This window comes from Streptomyces sp. NPDC050418 (assembly GCF_044458745.1).
GTDB lineage: Bacteria > Actinomycetota > Actinomycetes > Streptomycetales > Streptomycetaceae > Streptomyces.
This window is the reverse complement of record NZ_JBITIG010000004.1, coordinates 20,761-42,033: the sequence shown is the minus strand read 5'-3', so window position 1 is coordinate 42,033 and position 21,273 is coordinate 20,761. Positions and strand designations below refer to the sequence as shown.

20 protein-coding genes are annotated in these 21,273 nt (G+C 71.0%); 4 read left to right on the top strand and 16 right to left on the bottom strand.

Annotated elements, in window-relative coordinates; genetic code table 11:
• Positions 1-10 precede the first annotated feature (10 nt).
• Positions 11-598: a DUF6529 family protein gene (locus ACIBI4_RS10440; protein ID WP_399203282.1), complete on the top strand. Its 588-nt coding sequence runs from the start codon at positions 11-13 to the stop codon at positions 596-598.
• Positions 595-1,062: a Rieske (2Fe-2S) protein gene (locus ACIBI4_RS10435; protein WP_399203281.1), complete on the top strand. Its 468-nt coding sequence runs from the start codon at positions 595-597 to the stop codon at positions 1,060-1,062. Before ACIBI4_RS10440 ends, ACIBI4_RS10435 begins: the two co-directional genes overlap by 4 nt.
• On the opposite strand, the gene ACIBI4_RS10430 is transcribed toward ACIBI4_RS10435, so the two are convergent.
• A complete protein-coding gene (locus ACIBI4_RS10430) occupies positions 1,055-1,348 on the bottom strand; it encodes a hypothetical protein (protein ID WP_399203280.1) in 294 nt (97 codons plus the stop codon). The genes ACIBI4_RS10435 and ACIBI4_RS10430 overlap by 8 nt on opposite strands.
• Before the next feature lie 18 nt (positions 1,349-1,366).
• Here ACIBI4_RS10430 and ACIBI4_RS10425 point away from each other — a divergent pair, with 18 nt between their 5' ends.
• Positions 1,367-2,050 (top strand): DNA polymerase beta superfamily protein, encoded by a 684-nt coding sequence (locus ACIBI4_RS10425; protein WP_399203279.1) that lies wholly within the window; start codon positions 1,367-1,369, stop codon positions 2,048-2,050.
• 1 nt (position 2,051) lies between these two features.
• Here the strand turns inward: ACIBI4_RS10425 and ACIBI4_RS10420 are convergent, their stop codons facing one another.
• The 14 genes from ACIBI4_RS10420 to ACIBI4_RS10355 all read right to left on the bottom strand — a co-directional run bounded on the left by ACIBI4_RS10420 (position 2,052) and on the right by ACIBI4_RS10355 (position 17,393).
• Positions 2,052-2,843 carry a DNA polymerase beta superfamily protein gene (locus ACIBI4_RS10420; RefSeq protein WP_399203767.1) on the bottom strand — a complete coding sequence of 264 codons (792 nt, stop codon included), beginning with the start codon at positions 2,841-2,843 and terminating at the stop codon, positions 2,052-2,054.
• A 4-nt stretch (positions 2,844-2,847) separates the two neighbouring features.
• Entirely contained in the window at positions 2,848-3,861 is a 1,014-nt protein-coding gene (locus tag ACIBI4_RS10415; RefSeq protein WP_399203278.1) for an ADP-ribosylglycohydrolase family protein, read from the bottom strand.
• Positions 3,858-4,619, bottom strand: coding sequence for an NUDIX hydrolase (locus ACIBI4_RS10410; RefSeq protein ID WP_399203277.1), 762 nt, complete (start codon positions 4,617-4,619; stop codon positions 3,858-3,860). The genes ACIBI4_RS10415 and ACIBI4_RS10410 overlap by 4 nt, the downstream gene beginning before the upstream one ends.
• Positions 4,616-5,683: an AAA family ATPase gene (locus ACIBI4_RS10405; RefSeq protein ID WP_399203276.1), complete on the bottom strand. Its 1,068-nt coding sequence runs from the start codon at positions 5,681-5,683 to the stop codon at positions 4,616-4,618. The genes ACIBI4_RS10410 and ACIBI4_RS10405 overlap by 4 nt, the downstream gene beginning before the upstream one ends.
• Positions 5,680-6,327: a nicotinamide riboside transporter PnuC gene (pnuC, locus tag ACIBI4_RS10400; protein ID WP_399203275.1), complete on the bottom strand. Its 648-nt coding sequence runs from the start codon at positions 6,325-6,327 to the stop codon at positions 5,680-5,682. Before pnuC ends, ACIBI4_RS10405 begins: the two co-directional genes overlap by 4 nt.
• Before the next feature lie 105 nt (positions 6,328-6,432).
• Complete coding sequence (locus tag ACIBI4_RS10395) at positions 6,433-7,581, bottom strand: pseudouridine synthase (protein WP_399203274.1); 1,149 nt, start codon at positions 7,579-7,581, stop codon at positions 6,433-6,435.
• Entirely contained in the window at positions 7,578-8,144 is a 567-nt protein-coding gene (scpB, locus tag ACIBI4_RS10390) for an SMC-Scp complex subunit ScpB (protein WP_399203766.1), read from the bottom strand. Before scpB ends, ACIBI4_RS10395 begins: the two co-directional genes overlap by 4 nt.
• A 77-nt stretch (positions 8,145-8,221) precedes the next feature.
• Positions 8,222-9,277: a segregation and condensation protein A gene (locus ACIBI4_RS10385; RefSeq protein ID WP_399203273.1), complete on the bottom strand. Its 1,056-nt coding sequence runs from the start codon at positions 9,275-9,277 to the stop codon at positions 8,222-8,224.
• A 93-nt stretch (positions 9,278-9,370) separates the two neighbouring features.
• Positions 9,371-9,940 (bottom strand): hypothetical protein, encoded by a 570-nt coding sequence (locus ACIBI4_RS10380; RefSeq protein WP_399203272.1) that lies wholly within the window; start codon positions 9,938-9,940, stop codon positions 9,371-9,373.
• The gene (locus ACIBI4_RS10375) at positions 9,925-10,917 is read right to left on the bottom strand and encodes a ParA family protein (protein WP_399203765.1); all 993 of its coding nucleotides are present in this window, start codon (positions 10,915-10,917) and stop codon (positions 9,925-9,927) included. The genes ACIBI4_RS10380 and ACIBI4_RS10375 overlap by 16 nt, the downstream gene beginning before the upstream one ends.
• 570 nt (positions 10,918-11,487) lie before the next feature.
• Complete coding sequence (gene ald / locus ACIBI4_RS10370) at positions 11,488-12,603, bottom strand: alanine dehydrogenase (RefSeq protein ID WP_399203271.1); 1,116 nt, start codon at positions 12,601-12,603, stop codon at positions 11,488-11,490.
• A gap of 212 nt (positions 12,604-12,815) precedes the next feature.
• Positions 12,816-14,831 (bottom strand): tetratricopeptide repeat protein, encoded by a 2,016-nt coding sequence (locus ACIBI4_RS10365; protein WP_399203270.1) that lies wholly within the window; start codon positions 14,829-14,831, stop codon positions 12,816-12,818.
• A 183-nt stretch (positions 14,832-15,014) separates the two neighbouring features.
• Positions 15,015-15,641, bottom strand: coding sequence for an NUDIX domain-containing protein (locus ACIBI4_RS10360; RefSeq protein ID WP_399203269.1), 627 nt, complete (start codon positions 15,639-15,641; stop codon positions 15,015-15,017).
• Positions 15,642-15,734: 93 nt separating this feature from the next.
• On the bottom strand, positions 15,735-17,393 hold the full coding sequence (locus tag ACIBI4_RS10355; RefSeq protein ID WP_399203267.1) for a CTP synthase: 1,659 nt from the start codon (positions 17,391-17,393) through the stop codon (positions 15,735-15,737).
• A gap of 462 nt (positions 17,394-17,855) precedes the next feature.
• Here ACIBI4_RS10355 and ACIBI4_RS10350 point away from each other — a divergent pair, with 462 nt between their 5' ends.
• Entirely contained in the window at positions 17,856-19,655 is a 1,800-nt protein-coding gene (locus tag ACIBI4_RS10350; RefSeq protein WP_399203266.1) for a glycoside hydrolase family 15 protein, read from the top strand.
• A 3-nt stretch (positions 19,656-19,658) separates the two neighbouring features.
• On the opposite strand, the gene ACIBI4_RS10345 is transcribed toward ACIBI4_RS10350, so the two are convergent.
• Positions 19,659-21,272 (bottom strand): flavin monoamine oxidase family protein, encoded by a 1,614-nt coding sequence (locus tag ACIBI4_RS10345; protein WP_399203265.1) that lies wholly within the window; start codon positions 21,270-21,272, stop codon positions 19,659-19,661.
• Position 21,273: the final 1 nt, after the last annotated feature.

The following is a 21,273-nucleotide window of genomic DNA, read 5'->3' as shown; positions in this document are numbered from 1 at the left end:
GGCCCTCGTCATGAGCGTCGACCCGAACGCTGTCACCCAGGACTTCCCCTCCCCCGCGCACGCCCGCCCGCACCCGGCCCGCTTCCTGCTGCCGTTCCTGGTGGCCGGTGCGGTGGCGGTCGGGCTCGGGGTCTACGGACGGGTGCACGATCCGGCCGGCACGTCCTTCAACCTCGCGGGCTTCAGCAGCACGGGGGCGGTCAAGTCGTGGCTGGGGACCGGGGCGTTCGCCTTCGCGGTCCTGCAGTTCGTCACCGCCCTCGCGATGTACGGACGGCTGCCGGGCATCACGTCGAAGCCCTGGATGCCGGGGCTGCACCGCTGGTCGGGGCGGGTCGCGTTCCTTCTCGCGGTGCCCGTGGCGGTCCACTGCCTCTACGCGCTCGGCTACCAGACCTATGACACCCGCGTGCTGTGGCACTCGCTCCTCGGCTGCTTCTTCTTCGGCGCGTTCACGGCCAAGATGCTTCTGCTGCGCCACGACCGCCTCCCCGGCTGGCTCCTGCCCGTGGTGGGCGGTGCGGTGTTCGCGGGGCTCGCTGTGGTGTGGGTGACCTCGGCGCTGTGGTTCTTCCGGACGTTCGGGGTGACGACATGACGACAAGGAGAGGAGTCCTCGTTGCGGGTGGGCTCGCGCTCCCCGTCCTCGCGGGCTGCCAGAAGTACGGCGAGGAGCAGCCGGAGCCCGCGCCGCCGGCCGCGACGGACGAACCGAAGCCGGCCGGCTCACCGTCGAGCGGCGGCGGCAACGGCGAGGAAGACCCTGGCGACGACGCACCGGAGTTGGCGAAGACCTCGGACATCGAGGTGGGCGGCGGCAAGGTCTTCGAGGCCCAGAAGGTCGTCGTGACCCAGCCCACGGAGGGCGACTTCAAGGCCTTCTCGGCGGTCTGCACCCACTCGGGCTGCACGGTCGCCTCCGTGGCGGACGGCACGATCAACTGCCCCTGCCACGGCTCCAAGTACCGCATCGACGACGCCTCGGTGGCGGGCGGCCCGGCGCCGCGCGCTCTCGATGCCCGGCGGATCACCGTGTCCGGGGACTCGATCCGGCTCACCTGAACCAGGCCCGCTCCCCCTCGATATGCAGCAGGAAGTCCGTCACCGGGCCCGCGGGCGCGAGGAACGTCAGCTCCTCGGCGATCGACGCGTACACGGCGTCGAAGCGGTCGTAGTCCTCGGCCTCCAGGACCGCGAGGACGGCCTCGAACCAGGGCCGCACCTCCTCGAACTCCGGCTCCGCCGTGAAGCGGCCGTACCTCCAGGGAAAGTCCGCCTCGTCCACGACGATGCTGCCCAGCAGTACGTCCCCGCGCATCAGCCGCCACACGGCGTGGCCCTCGCCCATCCCGTACCCTCCGTCCTCATGCGCCCCGAAGACCTGGTCCGCGACCACACCGTCTACTCCTGTGTGATGGGCTCGCGTGCCTTCGGGCTCGCCACCGACTCCAGTGACACCGACCGGCGCGGGGTGTTCCTCGCGCCCACCCCGCTCTACTGGCGCTTCGAGAAGCCCCCGACCCATGTCGAGGGTCCCTTGGACGAACAGTTCTCCTGGGAACTGGAACGCTTCTGCGAGCTGGCCCTGCGCGCCAACCCCAACATCCTGGAGTGCCTCCACTCGCCGCTGGTCGAACGGATCGACGCGACAGGACGCGAACTCCTCTCGCTGCGTGGCGCGTTCCTCTCCCGACAGGCGTACGACACGTTCACACGCTACGCGCTCGGCCAGCGCAAGAAGCTGGACGCGGACGTCCGCACCCACGGTGCCCCGCGCTGGAAGCACGCGATGCATCTGCTCCGCCTCCTCCTGTCCTGCCGCGATCTGCTCCGCACGGGCGAGCTCACCATCGACGTGGGCGAGGCCCGGGAGGACCTGCTCGCGGTGAAGCGCGGCGAGGTTCCCTGGCCGGAGGTGGAGCGCCGGATGGCGGCCCTGGCACAGGAGACGGAAGCGGTCGCCGCCAAGTCCCCTCTGCCCGCGGCACCGGACACCGCGGCCGTCGAGGACTTCCTGTTCCGCGCGCGCCGCAGGTCGGCCGGCCTCTGACTCAACGCCGGGTACGGACCCGTACGACGAACTCGTGCAGCGCGTCGTACGCCGAGGCAGCGGGCTCGGGCGGCAGGGCCGAAGCCTCCTGGGCGGCGTCGAGCACGGCGTGCAGCCCCGCCAGGTCCGCGAGCACCCGCGCCTCGTCCACGTCCGCCGCGCCGTGCTCGGCCGAGGCCTTGGCCTCGATCAGGTCCGGCAGATACGCCGGGCCGTCCACGAGACCGGCGAGCGTGGGCAGATGGGCGATGAGGTCGCCGGTGCGCATGAGGTGGATGCCGGTGAGCAGCACCCGGAACGCGTAGAGCAGGGGCTTGAGCTCGCCGGTCTTCTCGTACAGGCGTGTCTGCGTCGTCGCGAAGCCGCGGTAGTGGTGCGCGTGGTTGCTCGTGACGACGGCGGGCGCGAGCGCGGCCAGTTCGGCGTGCGCGTCCGACGTGTGCACCACCAGCGGTGACAGGAGCTGCTCCAGGACGTAGCCGTTGCGGCGCAGCATCAGGCGGACGAACTTGCGCAGGTCGTGCGTGACGAGATCCATTTCGATCCCGTCCCGGTCCCACATCCGGGTCCGCGTCTCCTCGGGCTCCCGCAGACCCACGAGCGCCTCGACGGACAGCAGATGGACGCCGCGCAGGTCCACGTCGGAGTCCTGGGACGGGAATCCGTACAGATGGGCCCCGGAGACGGTCGCGAAGAGCAGCGGATCGGGCTGCTCGACGATCACCGGAGCGAGGTCCACCGCGGGCACCCCGGCGGCGGCGAGGTCGCCCAGGGGCACCCCGGCCCCGGTCATCGGCTCACGCATCCCACAGCGCCCCGAGGGAGACCAGCTCGCTGCGGTACTCGATCCGCTCCGCCCACGCGTCGGGCCAGCGCCCGGCCCCGAGGTGCGCCCCCGCGAACGCCCCCGCCAGACAGGCGATCGAGTCCGAGTCGCCGGACGACACCGCACCGCGCCGCACCGCCGTCACCGGGTCCGACGGGAACAGCAGGAAGCACAGCAGACCTGCCGCCAGGGCCTCCTCGGCGATCCAGCCCTCGCCGACGGCCAGGCAGGGGTCCGTCTCCTCGTTCGCGGAGTGCACCGCCTCGGCGAGGCGCGTGAGCATGTCGAGGCACTCGTCCCAGCCGCGGGAGATGAAGTGCTCGGCCGTCGGGTCCTGCGCGTACGTCCACAGGTCGCCGAGCCAGCGCTCGTGGTACGTGGTGCGCTGCTCCAGGGCGTACGAGCGCAGCAGCCCGATGAGGGCCGTCGGGTCCGCGCCCTGCGCGAGGAGGTACACGGCCCGCGCGGTGAGGTCGGACGCGGCGAGCGCCGTCGGGTGCCCGTGCGTCAGCGCGGACTGCAACTGTGCGGCACCCGCCCGCTGTTCCTCGCTGAGCCCGGGCACGAGCCCGACCGGCGCCACCCGCATGTTGGCCCCGCAGCCCTTGGAGCCGATCTGGCTGGCCTCCTGCCAGGGCCGGTCGCTGTTGAGGAGCCGGCAGGCGACCATGCAGGTCCGCCCGGGTGCCCGGTTGTTCTCGGGCGACTGATACCACTCCACGAACTCGGGCCGTACCGCGTTCTCCATGCGCTTCGGTCCGAGCAGCCCCCGGTCCATCGCGGACCGCAGCCCCCGCCCCAGCGCCAGCGTCATCTGCGTGTCGTCGGTGACGATCGCGGGCTCCGGCAGCGCGAGCGAGCGCCACGGCCCGTAGTCCGCGAGGATCCGCGGCACTTCCTTGAACTCCGTGGGGAATCCGAGCGCGTCCCCGAGCGCGAGCCCGATCAGCGACCCGGTGGCCGCCTGCTTCACTGCGTGGTTCACGGTGTACGTCCTTCCGAAGGCAGGGTACGTGCGGGTGCGGGCCGCAGCAGGGGTGGATGAAGGGCGGTCGCGTCCCCCGCCCGGTAGAGCGCGGCGGGCTTCCCGCGCCCGCCGGTCAGCCGTGCCGCGCCGGGCACCGCCTCGACGAAGCCGGGCGTCGCGAGGACCTTGCGCCGGAAGTTGGGGCGGTCGAGCGCGGTGCCCCAGACGGTCTCGTAGACCTGCTGCAGCTCGCCGAGCGTGAACTCGGGCGGGCAGAAGGAGGTCGCGAGGCAGCTGTACTCCAGTTTGGCGCCGATGCGGTCGTGGGCGTCGGCGAGGATCCGGTCGTGGTCGAAGGCCAGCCCGTCGGAGCCCTCGGACGTGCCGTACGGCCGCCACACGGCCCGCGCCGCGTCGCCGCCGCCGCGCGGCTCCGGCAGATCGGGCCCGAGCGCGGCGAAGGCTACGGACACGACGCGCATCCGCGGGTCGCGGTCGGGTTCGCTGTAGGTCCGCAGCTGCTCCAGGTGCAGGCCCGACACGTCGAACAGGCCGGTCTCCTCGGCGAGTTCGCGCCGCGCCGCAGACTCGGCGGACTCGCGCGGCAGCACGAACCCGCCCGGCAGCGCCCAGCGCCCGGCGTACGGCTCCTGGCCGCGCTCGACGAGCAGCACCTGGAGCCCGTCGTCGCGCACGGTGAACACCGCCAGATCGACGGCGACGGCGAACGGCGTGAAGGCCTGGGGGTCGTACCCCTCTGGTACGCGTGGGGTCATCGCTCCTCCGGCAGGGGGTCGGTGAAGGGCACGCCGGCGCCGAGGAGTGCGTCCACGGCGGCCACGGCGTCGGCGAGCCGCTTGTCGTGTGCCCCGGTCAGGACGCGGAAGTCCCGTCCGGTGCGGACCAGTTCGGCGTGGAAGCGTCCGGTCATCCACGGGCGCAGCTCCTCGCCCTCCCGCAGCCCGTCGTCCTCGAAGACCACGCCCTCGTGGTCGGTGAGCAGCCACAGGTGCTGCGCCGCGGGCTCGGGCACGGCGGGGTACGGGCGCCCGTCCATGTAGCGCTCGTGCCAGACCGTCGTGGCGAAGGCGTCGGTGTCGCAGAACAGCACGGGCGAGCCGGTGCGCGCGGCCGCGTCCTCGCGCCGCCGCTGCTCGCGCGCGATCACCGGGAACTCCTCGGAGGAGAAGGTGACGTCGGCCCAGTCCGCGCCCGGCCGCCGCGCGCGCAGCGCGGCCAGCTTCCGCTCGCTGTACTCGCGCCCGTACTCGTCCACGCACCGCGTCGAGGCCCACACGCCGCCGCGCGCCCGGTAGTGCGCGGTGAGTGCCCGCGCCATCGTGGTCGTCCCGGTGGACTCGGCGCCGAGGACGACGACACGGCGTACGAGCGCGGCCCGTACGGGCGCGGCGAGGAACTCCCAGGTGCCGACGGGGTCCTCGCGCACGGCCGTCCCCGACACCGGAAAGGCCGAGCGCGCCGGGTCCACGGCCACGTGCCGCGCCCCGAACCGCCGCGCCAGCTCGTCCCCGTACGCCTCGGACGTGAAGACGGTGTCGACCGGCTCGGGCACCGCTCCGCGGAAGACCGCCATGTGCGCGGCCCACACGTCGGGGTCGTTCAGATCCATCGGAACGTCGTCGACGGCTCCGATCACCGTGACGTCCGGATGCACCTCCCGCATCCACGCCACCCGCTCGTCGAGCGGCACGGATTCCACCGAGGCCGCACACACGAGCACGGTGAGCCGCTCACACCGCGCCACCGCCTCCCGTACGAGGTGGTGGTGGCCGGCGTGCGGCGGATAGAACTTGCCGAGGACGAGGCCGTGCCCGCTCACGCGAGGACCGCCTTCGCGCGCGGGCTCGGCTCACGGCTCCAGTTGCGCAGCCCGAGCACGCACAGGGCCATGAAGCCCACGTACAGGAGCGAGGTCAGATACAGCTCCTTGTACGCGTAGAGCGGGATGTAGATCACGTCCGCCGCGATCCACAGCCACCACGATTCGAGCCGCTTGCGGCACTGGCCGTACGTGGCGGTGAGCGAGAGCGCCGTGGTCAGCGCGTCCCAGAACGGGACCGTGGAGTCGGTCGCCCGGTCGAGCAGCAGCGTGATCGCGAGCGTGCCCACCACCCCTGCCGCGCCCAGCCAGATCCACTCGGTACGCGTCGTGCGCCGTACCGGAAGGGACTCCGACGAGCCGGGACCACCCCCGTGGGCCCAGGTCCACCAGCCGTACGCGGCAAGGGTGATGAAGACGAGCTGCAGTCCGGCGTCCGCGTAGAGGCCGGCCTGCGTGAACAGGAGGATGAAGAACAGGTTGTTGGCGATGCCGATCGGCCAGTTGGCGATGTGCTGCCGCGCGACCAGCCAGACACACAGCGCCCCGCTGCCGAAACCGAGCACCTCGGTCCAGCTGACCGGGGTGTCGAGCAGCGTGAACAACGGCTGCTGCAACGGATCCAGCACGTCTTGGAGACTCATTCCCGCCCCTCCCCTTTAATAGTCGAGTTGACTATAAACACAATCCGGGTCCGGGCACAAGAAAAAACGGCCGGCCCCGAAGGACCGGCCGCGTTTCCACGGTGCTTACAGCTCGACCTCGCGCATCAGCATGCCCACCTCGGTGTTGCTGAGCCGCCGCAGCCAGCCCGACTTCTGGTCGCCCAGACCGATCGGACCGAAGTGCGTACGCACCAGCTTCTCGACCGGGAAGCCCGCCTCGGCCAGCATCCGGCGCACGATGTGCTTGCGGCCCTCATGGAGGGTCACCTCGACCAGGTAGTTCTTGCCGGTCTGCTGCACGACGCGGAAGTGGTCGGCGCGCGCGTAGCCGTCCTCCAGCTGGATGCCGTCCTTGAGGATCTTGCCGATCTCACGCGGCAGCGGGCCCGTGATGGCCGCCAGGTACGTCTTCTTCACGCCGTACCGCGGGTGCGTGAGGCGGTGCGCCAGCTCGCCGTGGTTGGTGAGCAGGATGATGCCCTCGGTCTCGGTGTCCAGCCGGCCCACGTGGAACAGCCGCGTCTCGCGGTTGGTCACGTAGTCGCCGAGGCACTGGCGCCCGTCCGGGTCCTCCATGGTGGAGACGACGCCGGCCGGCTTGTTGAGCGCGAAGAACTGGTACGACTGCGTGGCCACGGTCAGCCCGTCGACCTTGATCTCGTCCTTCTCGGGCTGCACCCGCAGGCCCTGCTCCAGGACGATCTCGCCGTTGACCTCGACCCGGGCCTGCTCGATGAGCTCCTCGCAGGCGCGGCGCGACCCGTAACCGGCGCGCGCGAGCACCTTCTGGAGGCGCTCGCCCTCCTGCTCGGCGCCGGGGAAGGTCTTCGGGAGCTTCACGTCCTTCTTGCCCGCGTACCGCTCCCGGTTGCGCTCCTCCTGCCGGGTCTCGTACTCGCGGGAGGTCGCGGGCGCCGTACGGCGTGCGCCGCGGGCTCCGCTGCCCTGCGAGGTGCGGGGACCGCCCTTGGCGCCACCGCGCGCGGAGTCGCCGCGGCCCCTCCTGGGTGCGCCGCCGCCGTCCGCGGGGTCGACGTCATAGCGCCGCTCCTCGGGGCGCGGCTTGCGCGGACGGCCCGCGCCGCCGCCCTGTCCGCCCTGCCGGTCGTCGCGGCTGTTTCCGGCCCCGCGGTAGTTGCCGCGGCCGCCGCTGTTCCCACTGCTACGGCCACCGCTGTTGCCACCACGGCTCCCGCCGTTGTTTCCGCTGTTCCTGCCGTTGCTACGCATCAAAGTTCCGTCTTGTCGTCATCGTCGGTATCCGGTGCATCCGGATCGAACGACGGGACCCCTTCCAATGTGTCGGCCTCGATCGCCTCCGCCTCGGGCAGGAAGGGCGCGAGCTCCGGGAGCTCGTCCAGGCCGCGCAGGCCCATCCGCTCCAGGAAGTAGTTCGTCGTCCTGTACAGGATCGCACCTGTTTCGGGTTCCGCGCCCGCCTCCTCGACCAGACCCCGCTGCAGCAGGGTCCGCATCACGCCGTCGCAGTTCACGCCGCGGACCGCGGAAACCCGGGAGCGGCTGACCGGCTGGCGGTACGCGACCACGGCGAGCGTCTCCAGGGCCGCCTGGGTGAGCCGGGCCTGCTGCCCGTCCAGGACGAAGCGCTCCACGGCCGCCGCGTACTCGGGCCGGCTGTAGAACCGCCAGCCGCCCGCGATCAGCCGCAGCTCGAAGCCGCGGCCCTGCACGGTGTACTCGTCGGCCAGCTCCCGCAGCGCGTCGGCGATCTTCCGCCGCGGCCGGTCCATGATCTTGGCGAGATGCTCCTCGGTGACGGGTTCGTCGACGACCATGAGCACCGCCTCCAGCGCGGGCCTGAGGTCGAGGCCGGCGACGTCCAGGAGCCCGGCGGGGCTCTGCTCTGCGGTACTCACACCTTCTCCTTGGTGTCGTCCGGCACCTCGGGCGCCCGGTCGAACTCGTCCGTGACCAGCGACTCGGCCCCGTCCTCCCCGGTCCAGCGCACCATCAGCTCGCCGAGGGCCTCGTCCTGGTCGAGGGCGACCGCCTTCTCTCGGTACAGCTCCAGGAGGGACAGGAAGCGGGCCACGACGGTCAGGGTGTCGTCGGTGTCGCCGATCAGCTCGCTGAAGCTGGCCCGCCCCACCTCCTTCAGCCGCGCCACCACGATCCCGGCCTGCTCCTGCACGGAGACGAGCGGGGCGTGGATGTGCTCGACGTACACCTGCGGCTTGGGCTTGGGCTGCATCGCCTTGACCGCGAGCTTCGCGAAGCCCTCCGCGCCGATGCTGATGACGACCTCGGGGAGCAGGTCGGCGTGGTGCGGTTCGAGACCGACGGTACGGGGGTGGCGGCGGGACTCGTCGTCGAGCCGCCCACTGAAGATCTCCGCGATCTGTTTGTACGCGCGGTACTGGAGCAGCCGCGCGAACAGCAGGTCGCGCGCTTCGAGCAGCGCCAGGTCGCCCTCGTCCTCCACCTCGGCGGAGGGCAGCAGCCTGGCCGCCTTCAGATCGAGCAGCGTCGCGGCGACGACCAGGAACTCGGTCGTCTGATCCAGGTCCCAGTCACTGCCGAGGCCCCGGATGTACGTCATGAACTCATCGGTGACCTTCGACAGCGCGACCTCGGTGACGTCGAGCTTGTGCTTGGCGATGAGCTGCAGCAGGAGGTCGAAGGGCCCCTCGAAGTTCGCGAGCCGCACCTTGAACTTGCCGTCGTCGGCGGGGGGTTCGGTGGGATCGAGGTCGGGCTCGGGCTCCGGCTCGGCGACCGCGACGGCAGCCGGTTCGACGTCCACGGCCGGCTCGGGCGGGACCACGACGGGCTCGTCCGGCTCGACCGGCTCGGCCTCCACCACGTCCTCACCGGCGCCGTCACCGACACCCACCCCAGGCCCCGCCCCCGGACCACGCCCGAGCATGCGGCGGGAACGGCGGGAGGGAGCGGTCGGGTCGTCGGTCATCGTGGTCCAAGGGCGGCGGCAGACAGGAACGGGCGGAGCAGTCCGCAGGCTACCGCCCCGCGGTACGGCGCCCTCGAACGCCGTACCGGAAACTCACCGGCCCCGGAGCCGCCGTACCAGAATGCTGGCGTCGCCGCGGGACTCCAGATCGGCGAGCACCACGGCCACCGCCTCGCGCACGATCCGTCCGCGGTCCACCGCGAGGCCGTGCTCGCCGCGCAGGACGAGCCGCGCGTGTTCGAGGTCCATCAGTTCCTCGGCGGAGACGTACACGGTGATCTTCTCGTCGTGCCGCTCACGCCCACTGGGCCGCCGCGTGGCGCGCCCTCGCTTGCGGGCGGAACCGGACGAGGAAGCAGCCGCCCCCGCACCGGACTTGGCACCGCCCGAACCCCCGGAACCTTCGCCCCGCTGCGCGGAGGCAGGCTCCTCGTCCTCGGAGCGCGTCCGCGAGGCCGCCCCCGACTCGGCCTCCGCGGGCGCGTGTTCGGCCTCGTCGGAGCCGCTGCCGGACGCCGCGGCCGCCGCGTCGCTCTCACCGGCGGGCGCGGGCACCCGCGGCTCGCCGTTCGCCTGCTTGCGCGGAGACGACGACTGCAGCGCCATGCCCCCGGTCGTACGGAACAGTTCGTCGGCCCCGGGCAGACTCACTCGGCGTGACACCGGGCGAGCACCTCCCTGGCGAGCTGACGGTAGGCGGCCGCACCAACGGAGTTGGAGGCGTACGTGGTGATCGGCTCGCCGGCGACCGTGGTCTCCGGGAAACGGACCGTACGCCCGATGACCGTGTGGTAGACGTGATCGTCGAAGGCCTCGACGACGCGCGCGAGCACCTCACGGCTGTGCACCGTGCGCGAGTCGTACATCGTCGCGAGGATGCCGTCCAGCTCCAGGTCGGGGTTGAGACGTTCCTGCACCTTCTCGATCGTCTCGGTGAGCAGCGCGACACCGCGCAGCGCGAAGAACTCGCACTCGAGCGGCACGATCACCTTGTGCGCGGCAGTAAGCGCGTTCACGGTCAGGAGACCGAGGGACGGCTGACAGTCGATCACGATGTAGTCGTAGTCCTGCATCAGCGGCTTGAGCGCACGCTGCAGCGTGGACTCGCGCGCGACCTCGCTCACCAGCTGCACCTCGGCAGCCGACAGGTCGATGTTGCTGGGCAGCAGGTCCATGTTGGGGACCGCGGTCTTCAGGAGCACCTCGTCGGCCGCCATGCCCCGCTCCATGAGCAGGTTGTAGACGGTGAGGTCGAGCTCCATCGGGTTGACACCGAGACCGACCGAGAGGGCACCCTGCGGGTCGAAGTCGACGAGCAGCACGCGGCGGCCGTACTCGGCGAGCGCCGCGCCCAGGTTGATGGTCGACGTGGTCTTGCCGACGCCGCCCTTCTGGTTGCACATCGCGATGATCTTCGCGGGCCCGTGGTCCGTCAGCGGACCAGGGATCGGGAAGTACGGCAGCGGCCGCCCGGTCGGGCCGATGCGCTCCCGACGCTGGCGGGCAGCGTCCGGGGCCAGCGTGGCCGCGTATTCGGGATCGGGCTCGTACTCGGCGTCGGGGTCGTAGAAGTGGCCCTCGGGCAGTTCGTCGATATCGGCGAACTGCGTCGGGGTCTCACCACTCCGGTCGCCGGCCATGGCGTTCACTTGATGGCCATCCATGCTCTGGTGGGCGTGCAGCGTCTGCGTGGGGGCGATGCGCTGTGTGTTCTGTCGCTCGGCGAAGGTTCGTACGGCTACTGAGCCGACTGCCCCGACAGGACCGACAGCTTCGGACCCCGGGGGGACCGATCCCTGCGCAGGCATTCCTGGTTGGCCACCCCCGGGAGTAAATGTCGACTCATTCACAAGTCGTCTTACCTCCTTGGGTGACCAGGAACATTTATCGATAGGTCAGCGTGACAGCATGCCGACGGTTGGCGACTCTATGGCGTGTCACCGGTCCGCAGCAACACAATCCGCCGGACCCGGCCCGATGTGTCGGCAAAGGAACAGCCGCCTGTCAAGGGTGGACCGAGCCTGTACAGCGACCACTCGACTGGTTTCACGGGTGTGCGAAACGGTTGAACCGTTACGTTCGACGCGAGTTGACCGTCCCTCGCAAACGTGACGGGATACACAGACGGCCGGACCTTGGTACACAAGATCCGGCCGTCTGCGTCAGGTTGACGCGGCGGGTTGACCGATCGCCCCGGGAGGGCGCTCAGTTCAGCCGAGCAGGGTGCTCAGCTCGACGTGCTCCATGCCGTGCGCTTCGGCGACGGGGCCGTAAACGACCTGGCCGTCATGGGTGTTGAGGCCCAGCGCGAGCGCGGGGTCACGGCGCAGCGCCTCCACCCAGCCACGGTTGGCGAGTTCGACGATGTACGGCAGCGTCGCGTTGGTCAGCGCGTACGTCGAGGTGTTCGGCACCGCGCCCGGCATGTTGGCCACGCAGTAGAAGACCGAGTTGTGCACCTTGAAGGTCGGCTCGGCGTGGGTGGTCGGGTGCGAGTCCTCGAAGCAGCCGCCCTGGTCGATCGCAATGTCGACAAGAACACTTCCGGGCTTCATCCGGGAGACGAGCTCGTTGGTGACGAGCTTCGGCGCCTTGGCGCCGGGGATCAGGACGGCACCGACCACGAGGTCGGCGTCGAGGACGGCCTTCTCGAGCTCGTACGCGTTGGACATGATCGCGCGCACCTTGGTGCCGAAGATCTTGTCGGCCTCGCGCAGCTTGTTGACGTCCTTGTCGAGCAGCGTCACGTGGAAGCCGAGCCCGACGGCGATCTGCGTGGCGTTCCAGCCGGAGACACCGGCGCCGATGACGACGGCCTTGCCCGGGTGGGTGCCGGGCACACCGCCCGGCAGGACACCGCGGCCGCCGGCCGGGGCCATCAGGTGGTAGGCGCCGACCTGCGGGGCGAGACGGCCCGCGACCTCGGACATCGGGGCGAGCAGCGGCAGCGCGCGGCCCGCGGTCTCGACGGTCTCGTACGCGATGGCGGTGGTGCCGGACTCGATGAGCGCGTCCGTGCACTCCTTGGAGGCGGCGAGGTGCAGGTACGTGAAGAGCGTCTGGTCCTTGCGGAGGCGGTGGTACTCCTCCGCGATCGGCTCCTTGACCTTCAGGAGCAGGTCGGCGGTGGCCCAGACCTCGTCGGCGGTCGGCAGGATCGTCGCGCCCGCGGCGGTGTACTCCTCGTTCGAGATCGAGGAGCCGACACCGGCGTCGCGCTCGATGAAGACCTGGTGGCCGTGGCGCACGAGCTCGTGCACGCCGGCAGGGGTGATCGCCACCCGGAACTCGTTGTTCTTGACCTCGCGGGGGATGCCGACCTTCATCGTCGATCACGGTCCTTGGCTCAGGGAAATTCACGGGCATTGATGTACGAACCCGTACGCAGAGAGCGCACCGGGCAATGGCCGCGGAAGGTGGCGGCGGAGCCAGTCTAATGAAGGATGACGCGCTGTCTAGCCTTTGAAAGCTTCAATCTGATCTGGATGCACTACGGATTTCGTAGGCCATCGGCTCCGGCTGCCCACAGACCGCCGGACTATTGCGTTCCGTGGAGCTCTTCTCCCAGCATGCGCTCGGCGGCGGCCCGGTGCAGTCCGGCGGCCGTGGTGTCCCCGAGCCGGTCCAGGGTGTCCGCGAGGCGCAGCTGGAGCGCGGCCTGCAGCCGGACGTCCTCGGCCTTGCGGGCCCACTCCACGGCCTCCTGGCAGGTGCGCAGCGACTCCTCGGGCCGCCCCGCGTACTCCTGCACCCGTGCCATCTCGCTGAGCGCCCGCGCGTACGACGGCACATCGGCCTCCTTGCGGTACCCGGTGGCCGCCGAGCGCCAGCTGCGCAGTGCCTCGCCGTACTGGCCCGCATACGTGTGCACGGTCCCGAGCCGCCCGTACAGCCGCGCCGCCTCGGCCCGCTCGCCGCGCGCGAGCCGCTGCGCGAGCGCGCGCCCGAACCAGTCGGCGGCCCGGTGCCAGTCCCCCAGCTCCTGGTGGGCCCCGCCGATGGACTCCATGGCGCGCCCGGAGGCGTACGGGTCCGAGGCGGCCCGTGCGGTGTCCAGGGCGGCCCGGTAGCGGGCGAGGGCCTCCTCGGTCCGGCCGGTCTGCGCGTCGAGGTCCGCGAGGTTCAGGAGGGCGGCGGCCTTCTCGCGCGGCAGGTCGCGCCGCTCCGCCACGTCCAGGACCAGACCGTGGATTCCGTACAGCTCGGGAGCCGCCGCCTCGGTGCCGTGGTGGGCGACCAGGGCGCGGGTGAGCGCGGCCATCAACCGGCGCGCGAGCGTGTCGAGTTCACCGTCGGCGACCGCGAGGCGCGCCGAGGCGAGCAGCGCGGGCCGCCGCTGCCGCAGCCACGCGGCGGCGGCCTCGGGGTGCGGAAAGCGCAGGGCGCGGGGCAGTCCGGCGAGCTTTTTCCTGGCGGGAGACCCGTCCGGCTCGGTGACGGCGCGGCAGGACTGCAGCAGCCGTACGGTCCGCTCCAGCATCCTGGCCCGTGCGAGCTGCACCTCGGCGGGCCGGTCGTGCGCCTCGGTGAGGGCCTTGAGCAGCGGGTGCAGGGCGCCGGGCACCTCGTACTGCTCACCGCTCGCCCGCCGCAGCAGACCGAGCGCGGCGAAGTCGTCAAGGGTCGTACGGGCCGCCGACACCGAGCAGCCGGCCAGCGCGGACGCGGTGTGCGCGTCGGCGAGGCCCGCGGGGGCCAGGGCGAGAAGTCGCAGTATCCGGGCAGCCGGGGAGGGCAGCGACTCGTACAGGAAGCGGAAGACGCGGGCCAGGGAGTCCTTGGTGCCGGTCTCGTCCTCCGGCACGTTGCGCAGCGCCTTGCCCAGCTCGGCGACGGACGCCTTGGGCCGCGCGGCGAGCCAGCCGCCCGCGAGCACGAGGGCCGCGGGCTGGTGGGCGCAGAGCTCGGCGAGGGACTCGGCCGCCCGCGGATCGACGGTGATGCGTACGGACCCCGTGCAGCTGCTGAGCAGTTCCAGCGCGGACTTGGTGTCGAGGCCGCCGAGGGTGCACGGCCGTACGTCGGAGATCCCGGTGAGCGGCCCCGCGGAGGTGGCGACGACAAGGCAGTCGGGCGCGTCCGGGAGGAGCGGCTCGACCTGCTCGGCGTCGACCGCGCCGTCCAGGATCAGCAGCACCCGGCGTACCGAGAGCGCGGTCCGCAGCGCCTCGGCCAGCTCGTCCTCGCCCGCGCCGGGGGTGGTCGGGAAGTCCAGGGCGTCGAGCAGTTCACGCGCGGTGCGCTCGGTCGGCACCCGGCTGCCGTCGGGCTCGGCGAGCTGGGCCCGCAGCGTGCCGTCGGGGTAGCGGCCGGCGAGCTGTCCGGCGAGTTCGTCGGCGAGGGCGGTGCGGCCCGAGCCGGGGCGGCCCGCGATGAGCAGAACGCGGGCACGCGGTGGTCTGCGGCCGGCGAGGGTGTCGAGCCCGGTGCGCTCGATGTCGGCGCGCAGCTCCTTCAACTCCCGCTGCCGGCCGACGAATTCACGCGGCGCGCGTCCGAGGCCGTCCTCGGTCCGCGTCGATGCCGAGTGGGTGTCCACCGCCTGATCCGTCACGGGTCATGCTCCCGTCCAGCCGCACCGCCACGGCCGCGGCTGCGGCCGGGGAAGAGACGGGGACACCGGGGTGCTCCCCGGCGTTTTCCGTCGTCGTCGAGCGTAGTTCACGCATCGTGACGAAAGCCGGGGAGCGCGGCGGACAGATCCCTCGATCGGATCAGCCGATGGTCACACCGATGCTCAGACCTCGAAGGGCCGGGCCGGCCACGGGGCTTCGGCGGGACGCAGCGCGTCGAGCCCGTCGCCCTGCTGTGCGGCGACCAGCGAAAGGACACCGGTCACCAGGCAGTTGTTCTGCAGTTCGCCCGCGAACACGCCCCTCACGACCTCGTCGACCGGCACGCGCCGCAGCTCCATGTCGGCCTCTTCCTCGGCCACTTCGAAGCGCTTGCCTTCCGCCTCGGAGAGATCGCGTGCGAGGAACACGCGTACGGCTTCGTCGCTGCCGCCGGGCGTCGGGTACAGGTCGACGAGCACCCGCCAGTCCTCCGCCTTGACGTGCGCCTCCTCGTACAGCTCGCGCTGCGCGGCGTGCAGCGGGTTCTCGCCGGGGACGTCGAGGAGCCCGGCGGGGATCTCCCACAGCTTCTGCCGTACGGGGTGACGGTACTGGCGGATCACCAGGACCCGGCCGAGATCGTCGAGCGCGAGCACCGCGACCGAGCCCGGGTGCACCTGGTAGTCACGGCGTGCGACGGTCCCGTCGGGCATCACCACGTCGTCGGTGCGCACGCTTGTCTTCTTGCCGGCGAAGGGCGTCGCGCTGGCCGTGGTCTCCCACGCTTCGGCGGTGTCCTTGATCGTCATGGCGTACGTCCTCCCACGTGCCCAGAAACGCAGAAACCGGGGTACGCGCCTCGCGTTGAGGCCCGTACCCCGGCAACCGTATCGTCTGCGGTTTTACTTGCCGGACTTACCCGTCTTGCGCTCCACGGCGGCCTTCACCAGGCCCGCGAACAGCGGGTGCGGACGCGTGGGACGCGAGCGCAGCTCCGGGTGGGCCTGGGTGGCGACCAGGTAGGGGTGGATCTCGCGCGGGTACTCGACGTACTCGACGAGCTTGTTGTCCGGGGACGTGCCGGAGAACTGGATGCCGGCCTTCTTCTCGAGGTCCGCGCGGTAGGCGTTGTTGACCTCGTAGCGGTGGCGGTGGCGCTCCTCGACGTACTCCTTGCCGTCGTACGTCTCGCGCACGATGGAGCCCTCGGCGAGCTTCGCCGGGTACATGCCGAGCCGCATGGTGCCGCCCATGTCGCCCTCACCGGCGACGATGTCGAGCTGCTCGGCCATCGTGGAGATGACCGGGTGCGCGGTGGCGGAGTCGAACTCGGTGGAGTTGGCGTCCGGGATGTCGGCCAGGTTGCGAGCGGCCTCGATCACGATGCACTGCAGGCCGAGGCAGAGGCCGAGCAGCGGGATCTTGTTCTCGCGGGCGTACGTGATGGCGCCGACCTTGCCGTTGACTCCGCGGTCGCCGAAGCCGCCGGGGATGCAGATCGCGTCGACGTCGCCGAGCTGCTTGGCGGCGCCGGCCGGGGTCTTGCAGTCGTCGGAGGTGACCCACTTGACCTTGACCCGGGCCTTGTTGGCGAAGCCGCCGGCGCGCAGCGCCTCGGTGACCGAGAGGTAGGCGTCGGGCAGGTCGATGTACTTGCCGACCAGGGCGATGGTGATCTCGTGGTTCGGGTTGTGCACCCGGTCGAGGAGGTCGTCCCACTGGGTCCAGTTCACGTCGCGGAACGGGAGGTCCAGCTTGCGGACGACGTACGCGTCCAGGCCCTCGGTGTGCAGCACCTTCGGGATGTCGTAGATCGACTTGGCGTCGATGGCGGCGACCACGGCGGCCTCGTCGACATCGCACATCAGCGAGATCTTGCGCTTGATGGACGAGGGCACCTCGCGGTCGGCTCGCAGCACGATCGCATCCGGCTGGATACCGATGTTGCGCAGCGCGGCGACGCTGTGCTGGGTCGGCTTGGTCTTGAGCTCGCCGGAAGGGCCGATGTAGGGCAGCAGCGAGATGTGCACGACGAAGACGTTGTCGCGGCCGACCTCGTGGCGGACCTGGCGGACGGTCTCCAGGAACGGCAGCGACTCGATGTCGCCGACCGTGCCGCCGACCTCCGTGATGACGACGTCGACGTCGTCCGTGGCCATGCGGCGGATGCGGTGCTTGATCTCGTTGGTGATGTGCGGGATGACCTGCACGGTGTCACCGAGGTACTCGCCGCGGCGCTCCTTGGCGATGACCGTCGAGTAGACCTGGCCGGTGGTGACGTTGGCCGAGCCGTCGAGGTCGACGTCGAGGAAGCGCTCGTAGTGGCCGATGTCCAGGTCGGTCTCGGCGCCGTCGTTGGTGACGAACACCTCGCCGTGCTGGAACGGGTTCATCGTGCCCGGGTCGACGTTCAGGTACGGGTCGAGCTTCTGCATCGTGACCCGAAGACCCCGGGCCTTCAGGAGCGCACCCAGGCTGGAGGCCGTGAGGCCCTTGCCGAGGGAGGAGGCGACACCCCCGGTGACGAAGATGTGCTTGGTCGTCGTGGCTTTGGGCGGCATGGCCAAGAGGGGGCTCCCGTGGTCGCGAAGTGGTCTGCGTACCGGCTGCTCCCTGGTCTCTCCGTCAGATGAAGGAGGGGAGGGGCCGTCGCTGCGGTCGGGGGTTTTTCGCCCACCGGTCCACGGGCTACCAGGGTATCAGCGACACGGGGAGCCTGCTTCCGGCCACCCGGGGGGCCGTTGCGGACGGGCACATTCCGTGGCCGACGGTTGACGCGACGTATACGAAATTGTGGACGTGAATGAATCTTGGATGCCACCTCACCCGATCAGCCGTAGCGCTTTGCCCACAGGCCCGGACAGATCAATAGGGTGCGCGTATCCTGCTCGGAATACGCTGCGAGCCGGCCGGCAGAGGCACCATCCCGCCCGCTCCGGACCCAAGTGCTCGTCAACGACCCTTGACTGCAACGCAAGCGCCCCGGGAGGGGCGGAAGTGGCCGTTCGACTGGGAGATTGCACGTGGCCGGGCGCATCGAGGATTACGCACTCATCGGGGACATGCAGACGGCGGCGCTGGTCTGCAGAGACGGCTCGCTGGACTGGCTCTGTCTGCCCCGCTTCGACTCCCACGCGGTGTTCGCGGGCCTGCTCGGCACCGAGGACCACGGGTTCTGGCGGCTCGGCCCGGCCCATGGCGAGGATCCGCCGCCGGCCGCGGACCGGCGCCGCTACCGCGGCGACTCGCTGATCCTGGAGTCCGAGTGGGACACCCCGCGCGGCACGGTACGGGTCACCGACTTCATGCCGCCGCGCGACGGTGCGCCGCAGCTGATCCGGATCGTCGAGGGCGTCAGCGGCCGGGTGCCGATGCGCTCCGCGCTGCGGATGCGGTTCTCGTACGGGCGGATCGTGCCCTGGGTGCACAAGGTCGACGGGCGGACGGTGGCCGTCGCGGGCCCCGACTCCGTATGGCTGGACACCCAGGCGGAGACCTTCGGCAAGAACCTGACCACGTACTCGGACTTCACCGTCGGCCCCGGTGACCGCATCGCGTTCACGCTCAGCTGGCAGCCCTCGCACAAGGAGCCGCCGCCGCTGCCCGAGCCCGAGGCCGCCCTGGAGGCGACCGACGAGTTCTGGCGCGAGTGGGTCGAGCACTGCACGTACCACGGGCCCTACCGCGAGGCCGTGGTCCGCTCGCTGATCACACTCAAGGCCCTGACGTACGCGCCGACCGGCGGGATCGTGGCCGCGCCCACCACCTCGCTGCCCGAGGACATCGGCGGCAGCCGCAACTGGGACTACCGCTTCACCTGGCTGCGCGACGCGGCCATCACGCTCTCCTCGCTCCTGCGCACCGGCTACCGCGAGGAGGCCCGCGCCTGGCGCGAGTGGCTGCTGCGCGCGGTGGCGGGCGACCCGGAGAACCTGCAGATCATGTACGGGATCGCCGGTGAGCGCGAGCTCGGCGAGAGCGAGCTGGAGTGGCTGCCGGGCTACGAGAACTCCACGCCCGTACGAGTCGGCAACGGCGCGGCGCACCAGCTGCAGCTCGACGTGTACGGCGAGGTCACCGAGGCGCTGCACCTCGCGCACATGACAGGGCTCGCGCGCAACGACTACGCCTCGCTGCTCCAGCTCAAGCTGATCCGCTACCTGGAGACCCACTGGGACCAGCCCGACGAGGGCATCTGGGAGGTGCGCGGCCCGCGGCGGCACTTCGTGCACTCCAAGGTGATGGCCTGGGTGGCGGTCGACCGCACCATCAAGCTGATCGAGTCCGGGGACGCCGACGGTCCGCTGGACAAGTGGCGCGACCTGCGCGACGACATCCACCGTGACGTCTGCGAGAAGGGTTACGACCCGGAGCGCAACACCTTCACGCAGTCGTACGGCTCCAAGGAGCTCGACGCGTCCCTGCTGCTCATCCCCCAGGTGGGCTTCCTGCCGCCGGACGACAAGCGCGTGGTCGGCACGATCGAGGCGATCCAGCGCGAGCTGTCCACGGAGGACGGCTTCGTGCTGCGCTACCCGACCTCCGGGGACGACGCGGGCGTGGACGGCCTGGAGGGTGACGAGGGCGCGTTCCTCGCGTGCTCGTTCTGGCTCGCCGACGACCTCGCGATGATCGGCCGGGTCGACGAGGCCCGCGAGCTCTTCGAGAAGCTGCTCTCCCTGCGGAACGACCTGGGGCTGCTCGCCGAGGAGTGGGATCCGCGGCTGCAGCGCCAGGTGGGGAACTTTCCGCAGGCGTTCAGCCATGTCCCGCTGATCGACACGGCGTTGCGGCTGACGGCTTCGGGGGCGTACGGCGGATAGCGCCTACTTGCCGATCACCTCCCTGGCGGCGCGCTCCCCCTCGGTCGCGCCGCCCTCCATGAAGCCCTGGAAGTCGTAGCTGCAGTGCTCGCCTGCGAAGTGGAGGTTGCCCTGCGGGGTGCCTTCGTAGCCGGCGTAGCGGTGGAGGTAGCCCACCGGCCAGTACGAGTAGGCGCCTTGGGCGAGGGGATTGCGGTGCCAGGCCGAGAGCTGGGCCCTGCCGTTCCATGCGGCCGAGGTGCCCGGAAAGAACGCGTCGATGCCGGCGAGGCGCTCCGCCGCCAGGTTCCGCACGTACCGATCCGATGCGGTGGCGAACGGAGCGGCCGGGGTCAGCGCCTTGGCGAGGCTGCCGCTGCCGTACTGGATGAGGATGCCACCCGTGCCCGGCTGGATCTTGGTGGTGTCCCAGGTCTGCTGGACGTCGGTGTCGGTGAAGCAGTCGCCCGCCGAGGTCCCTGGCCAGGGACCTGTGCCGCGCCAGGGGCGGCTGGTGAACTGCAGGTTGAGCTTGGTGCAGTGGCCCATGCGGGCGTCCCGCAGGAGGTTCGTCATCCGGCTGTCGAGCCCGGCCTTCGCGAGGTCGAGCTGCTGCAGGACGGGCAGCGGGACGCACAGGACCGTGTGGTCGGCGGTGACCGTGCGGGTGGCGCCCGCCTCGCTGAAGGTGAGCGTCTGGGTGCCGTCCGCGTTGGCCCGTACGGCGTTCAGGGACCAGCCGTGGCGCAGGGTGCCGTCGGGCAGGAACTCCGCGATGGCGCGCGGGAGTTGATCGTTGCCGCCGGTGATGTGGTAGCGCTCGTTGGACAGGCCCCAGATGTTGAAGTTGCCGGGATTGGGCTGGTAGCCCATCAGCAGGACGAGGGCCAGCGAGGACTGGTCCTGTGTGTCCGCTCCGTACTCGACGTTGTAGGCCACGTCGAAGAAGCGGCCGAGCGGGGAGTCGTGGCCGCCGGGGACACGGGAGTCGATCCATTCATGGATCGACATGTTGTCCAGGGCGGTGCCCGTCGGGGTGGTCTGGTTCCAGAAGACCTCGCCCGCGTCCATGAGGTCGCGGTGCAGGGCCTGGTAGACGGCGTTGAAGTCCTGTTCCGCCTGTTCGCGCGGGTAGTACTCGCCCTGGAACCACAGGACTTCCTCGGCTCCGTTGGGGCCGCCGCCGAGGAAGTCCTCCGTGGGCAGGTCGAACCGGCGGCACAGTTCGAGGATCTTCTTGTGGCTGGTGTCGATCAGCTCGCCGCCGATCTCCGAGGTCTGGCCGTACGCCCAGTGCTCGCGCTGGGTCCACATCCGGCCGCCGACCCGCGCGGGGTCCGCCTCGTAGAGCGTGCAGGGCAGGCCGGCGTCGTGCAGGGTGAGGGCGGCCGTGAGGCCGGCGATGCCGGCACCGACCACGGCGATGCGGGGTGCCGCGCCCTTGCCGGACGCGGGGGCCGCCGCCGCGGGCGCGGCCTGGGCGGCGACGGCCGTGCCGAGGCCCAGGGCGGCCGCCCGCTTGAGCAGGGTGCGGCGCGAGGAGCCGCGGACCTCGGCCGGATCGAGGCCGAGCCGGTCGGCCGCGGCGCGCTCGGCGGCCATGCGGTGCAGGGCGTGCATCAGGTGCGTACGAGCCATG

Bases quoted from the DNA above. Each gene is read 5' to 3' on its own strand.
- ACIBI4_RS10440 (WP_399203282.1), top strand. From the start codon at position 11: ATGAGCGTCGACCCGAACGCTGTCACCCAGGACTTCCCCTCCCCCGCG.
- scpB (WP_399203766.1), bottom strand. From the start codon at position 8,144: ATGGTCGTCGACGAACCCGTCACCGAGGAGCATCTCGCCAAGATCATG.
- ACIBI4_RS10385 (WP_399203273.1), bottom strand. From the start codon at position 9,277: ATGACCGACGACCCGACCGCTCCCTCCCGCCGTTCCCGCCGCATGCTC.
- ACIBI4_RS10375 (WP_399203765.1), bottom strand. From the start codon at position 10,917: ATGGCCGGCGACCGGAGTGGTGAGACCCCGACGCAGTTCGCCGATATC.
- ACIBI4_RS10360 (WP_399203269.1), bottom strand. From the start codon at position 15,641: ATGACGATCAAGGACACCGCCGAAGCGTGGGAGACCACGGCCAGCGCG.
- ACIBI4_RS10355 (WP_399203267.1), bottom strand. From the start codon at position 17,393: ATGCCGCCCAAAGCCACGACGACCAAGCACATCTTCGTCACCGGGGGT.
- ACIBI4_RS10420 (WP_399203767.1), bottom strand. From the start codon at position 2,843: ATGACCGGGGCCGGGGTGCCCCTGGGCGACCTCGCCGCCGCCGGGGTG.
- ald (WP_399203271.1), bottom strand. From the start codon at position 12,603: ATGAAGGTCGGCATCCCCCGCGAGGTCAAGAACAACGAGTTCCGGGTG.
- ACIBI4_RS10410 (WP_399203277.1), bottom strand. From the start codon at position 4,619: ATGACCCCACGCGTACCAGAGGGGTACGACCCCCAGGCCTTCACGCCG.
- ACIBI4_RS10430 (WP_399203280.1), bottom strand. From the start codon at position 1,348: ATGGGCGAGGGCCACGCCGTGTGGCGGCTGATGCGCGGGGACGTACTG.
- ACIBI4_RS10425 (WP_399203279.1), top strand. From the start codon at position 1,367: ATGCGCCCCGAAGACCTGGTCCGCGACCACACCGTCTACTCCTGTGTG.
- ACIBI4_RS10345 (WP_399203265.1), bottom strand. From the start codon at position 21,272: ATGGCTCGTACGCACCTGATGCACGCCCTGCACCGCATGGCCGCCGAG.
- pnuC (WP_399203275.1), bottom strand. From the start codon at position 6,327: ATGAGTCTCCAAGACGTGCTGGATCCGTTGCAGCAGCCGTTGTTCACG.
- ACIBI4_RS10435 (WP_399203281.1), top strand. From the start codon at position 595: ATGACGACAAGGAGAGGAGTCCTCGTTGCGGGTGGGCTCGCGCTCCCC.